This window comes from Bacillus yapensis (assembly GCF_005280205.1).
Classification (GTDB): Bacteria; Bacillota; Bacilli; order Bacillales; family Cytobacillaceae; genus Robertmurraya; species Robertmurraya yapensis.
The window spans coordinates 1-3,133 of the sequence record NZ_SUND01000037.1; the positions used below are offsets into that span (position 1 = coordinate 1).

The 3,133-nt window shown below is 41.0% G+C and carries 3 protein-coding genes; 1 reads left to right on the plus strand and 2 read right to left on the minus strand.

Translation table 11 applies throughout. The features are described 5' to 3' along the window. Positions 1 to 234 precede the first annotated feature (234 nt). Entirely contained in the window at positions 235 to 414 is a 180-nt protein-coding gene (locus FAR12_RS23005; RefSeq protein WP_126411072.1) for a hypothetical protein, read from the minus strand. A 576-nt stretch (positions 415 to 990) separates the two neighbouring features. Here FAR12_RS23005 and FAR12_RS23010 point away from each other — a divergent pair. Continuing rightward, entirely contained in the window at positions 991 to 1,452 is a 462-nt protein-coding gene (locus FAR12_RS23010; protein WP_126411073.1) for a replication/maintenance protein RepL, read from the plus strand. Between the two features lie 56 nt (positions 1,453 to 1,508). Here the strand turns inward: FAR12_RS23010 and mobV are convergent, their stop codons facing one another. Beyond that, positions 1,509 to 2,861 carry a MobV family relaxase gene (mobV, locus tag FAR12_RS23015; RefSeq protein ID WP_126411074.1) on the minus strand — a complete coding sequence of 451 codons (1,353 nt, stop codon included), beginning with the start codon at positions 2,859 to 2,861 and terminating at the stop codon, positions 1,509 to 1,511. Between the last annotated feature and the right edge of the window lie 272 nt (positions 2,862 to 3,133).

Sequence of the window (3,133 nt, forward strand, 5' to 3'; positions counted from 1 at the left end):
TCGAACTCCCCAACCCCTCAATCCTTGAGGGGCTCCCTCGCCGGTAGGCAGCTCAAAAGGTGTTGCCTTTTGAGACACCAAGAGGGTCTTGGTGAAGTTAGTCTGTCAACTCCTTATCCTCCCTTCGGTCCGGTACCGTTGACAGACGCCATACGGGACTCTCTCGCCTTTTTTAGGGGTTGCCCCTAGTTTTACCCCTAAAAAGTAAGAAAGACGCTTCAAGAGCGTCTTTCGTTATTCTGGAGTACTTTTATTACTGTTTTGAAAATGTTCTTTGTAATATAAATAATCAACTTTATGTTTTGTTGACATTAATTGAGTTGCTAATATTGCCGTGTAAATTGTCGTTAACCCTAATGCCACTACGGCTAGTAAATTTAAATTGCTTTTATTAATGCTACTGTTACTATTCATACAAGCTCCCCCCCTTTTCTTTACTACGATCTTTCTAAATTAGATTCCTTAATACCATAAGTTTTTATTCAAATGCCACATAAGATTCAATGTCCTTCCCCTTGTTTTAGGGTGGAGGCTGGCAAGGGGGTGTGGGGGAAGCCCCCGCATAGCGTAGCTAAATGTAGAATAAGAGAAATTTTTCGGACGGAAGAACTGGCGGTTTTGGCGGTACACTGGCACGAGCAAGCCGATTTCCTAAATTCCTCGTTTTAGGTACGTCGGCTTGGCGACAGTCCAGCACCGCCAAAATTTCGGAATGCAAGGGGTAAAGGGTGGAGATTTTTTGAGCGCAGCGATCCGCAGGACAAAAAATACTACCCGAACCTTGCATGGAGAAAAGCCCTTTGGATTAAGAAGAGAGTGTTTTTTATATAAAAGTGAGATAAACCCATATATATCAATGGTTTTGGAGGTTTTAGACACTTAAGACTACGTTAGTGAGCACTTAAGTATATCTTAGCGTAAATTAATGTTGACTTTATTTTTTACTAAAAGTACACTTAAGTAAATTAGATGGGAGGAGGGAAAATACAAGTGGATAAAAATATGGAGTATCATGCGGATACACAAACATTATTGGGCAAAAAATCAAAAACATACATCGACACAGAAACTGGAGAGAAAATTCAAGCAGAGCAAATTACCAAAAGAGCATATGGTCAAAAGCAATTTTGGAAGGTCTATCTTATGGACTTTCTACACATTCTAGGGCTTGCAGATTCAAGACAGATCGATGTATTGGTGTACATACTTGAAAATACAGAACAAGCCAACAACACCTTTGTAGGGACTTATAAAAAGATTGCTAAAGAAGCTAGCGTTTCAGAGCCAACCATTGCTAAAATAATGAAAAAGCTACAAGAAAATAACTTCATCACGAAAGTACAAAATGGCGTTTGGCAAGTCTCTCCAAACATCATGATGAAAGGTTCAGAGCATAAAAAAAGCTTGCTCTTAAATTACTATGACGATAGTAAAGAGCAAGAGAACGAATAAAGTGCGATTGCAAGGCATTTTATTCAAAAAACCCCTGCTAAATGCGGGGGCTTTTTTTATCGTTCCATTCCCATATCACGTTGTTTTTCCCTTTGTGGTTTCTCCATTTTTGCCAATGAGTCCTGGACTAATTTATCTTGCCTATCATCCAGGAACTTGATTGCACTTCGGTCTACGTCATTCATTCTCAAAAATGTTTTAACACGGTCAAGTTGAGCATGAAGAACATGCCCCACTTTTTCTTTGAAAGCTGAAAACTCCTTGCTGATCTGCGTGAGTTTTTCCTTCAATTTTCCGTTCTCAGATTTCAATTCCCGATTCTCATTTTGATAAGACCGGTTCTCTATTTTAAGTGTGTCCACCTGCTGTTTTAACTGCTTTTTCTCCTTCAACTGGTCATTGAAATTATTGACTAACCCATTGTATTTATCTATCAGCTCACGATGATTTTTCACAACGTCATGCTGCTTCAATTTTTGCATGGCTTTTTTCTCCGCTGCTGAATCTAAATTCTCTCGAATGTCTTTGTAATAATCACGAACTTTATCTTGTCCTGTCTGCATTTCAGATTTCAGTTGTACAACCTCTGCCTTAGTCTTGTCCAACTCTTTCTGCAGATTCTCTGCTTCCAGCTGATAGGCGACCCCATTCGTCGCATAATTCACTAGGCTCTTGTAGTCCTGCTCCTTCATACCAACAAGCCCAAGCACCTTTTTAGCTTCAATATTCGCAATCGATTTCGATTTGTCGTCAATCTCTTGGATATGCCCCATTGTCCGTTCATATTTCTCTTGGGCTTCCTTCTCCATGTTTTGGAACGTCATAGCCTTATATTTAGCCGTCTCAACGTGTTTACGGCTCGATGAGACCCCTCTCTCCAAGTCAAAGTCATTTTGCTTCAGGTAATCGTTAAAATCATCCTGAAGGCTAACCAGTTGCTTTTTCTGGCCAAAGAAATCTTTAGCCGACAATCTGCCATCTTCCGTTACTGGAACGAACCCCACATGCATGTGAGGAGTTTTCTCGTCATGATGAACAGTCGCATATATTAAGTTCTTCTCACCGTACCGATCAGCAAGGAACTCATGAGCAGTTTCAAAGTACCGCTTCTGCTCTTTCGGTGAAATCTTCTCGAAAAATTCTTTGTCTGATGTAATCAGAAATTCAGCAAGCCTAACCGCATCTTTCCGGATCTTCTTTCCAGAGGTCACATTGTCCTCAAGTACTTGATTAATTTTATCCGTATAGTCTATCTGTCTTTGACCGTTTATGAGGTCATAATTCAAGTGAGAATCCGCCTTGTTGATGTCGGGATTCGTCTCACTTTCTTTCTCTCTTTGATTGTGAAATTGAATGCCTTTTATGGCTGTAGATTTCATTTTTTGCATTCTGATAATGGAGTAACTCATGGGGTCACGCACCCTTCCGAAAATCTAAAAGATTAAGAGAAGTGTAACACACTACACTTTGCACGCAAAGTTTCATGTGGTCTGCGACGCTAAAAACCACACCTTGGGCTTTGCCCAAACCCACTGGGGAACTCTTCCCCAGACCCCCTAATCGAACTCCCCAACCCCTCAATCCTTGAGGGGCTCCCTCGCCGGTAGGCAGCTCAAAAGGTGTTGCCTTTTGAGACACCAAGAGGGTCTTGGTGAAGTTAGTCTGTCAACTCCTTATCCTC

Bases quoted from the DNA above. Each gene is read 5' to 3' on its own strand.
- FAR12_RS23005 (WP_126411072.1), bottom strand. From the start codon at position 414: ATGAATAGTAACAGTAGCATTAATAAAAGCAATTTAAATTTACTAGCC.
- mobV (WP_126411074.1), bottom strand. From the start codon at position 2,861: ATGAGTTACTCCATTATCAGAATGCAAAAAATGAAATCTACAGCCATA.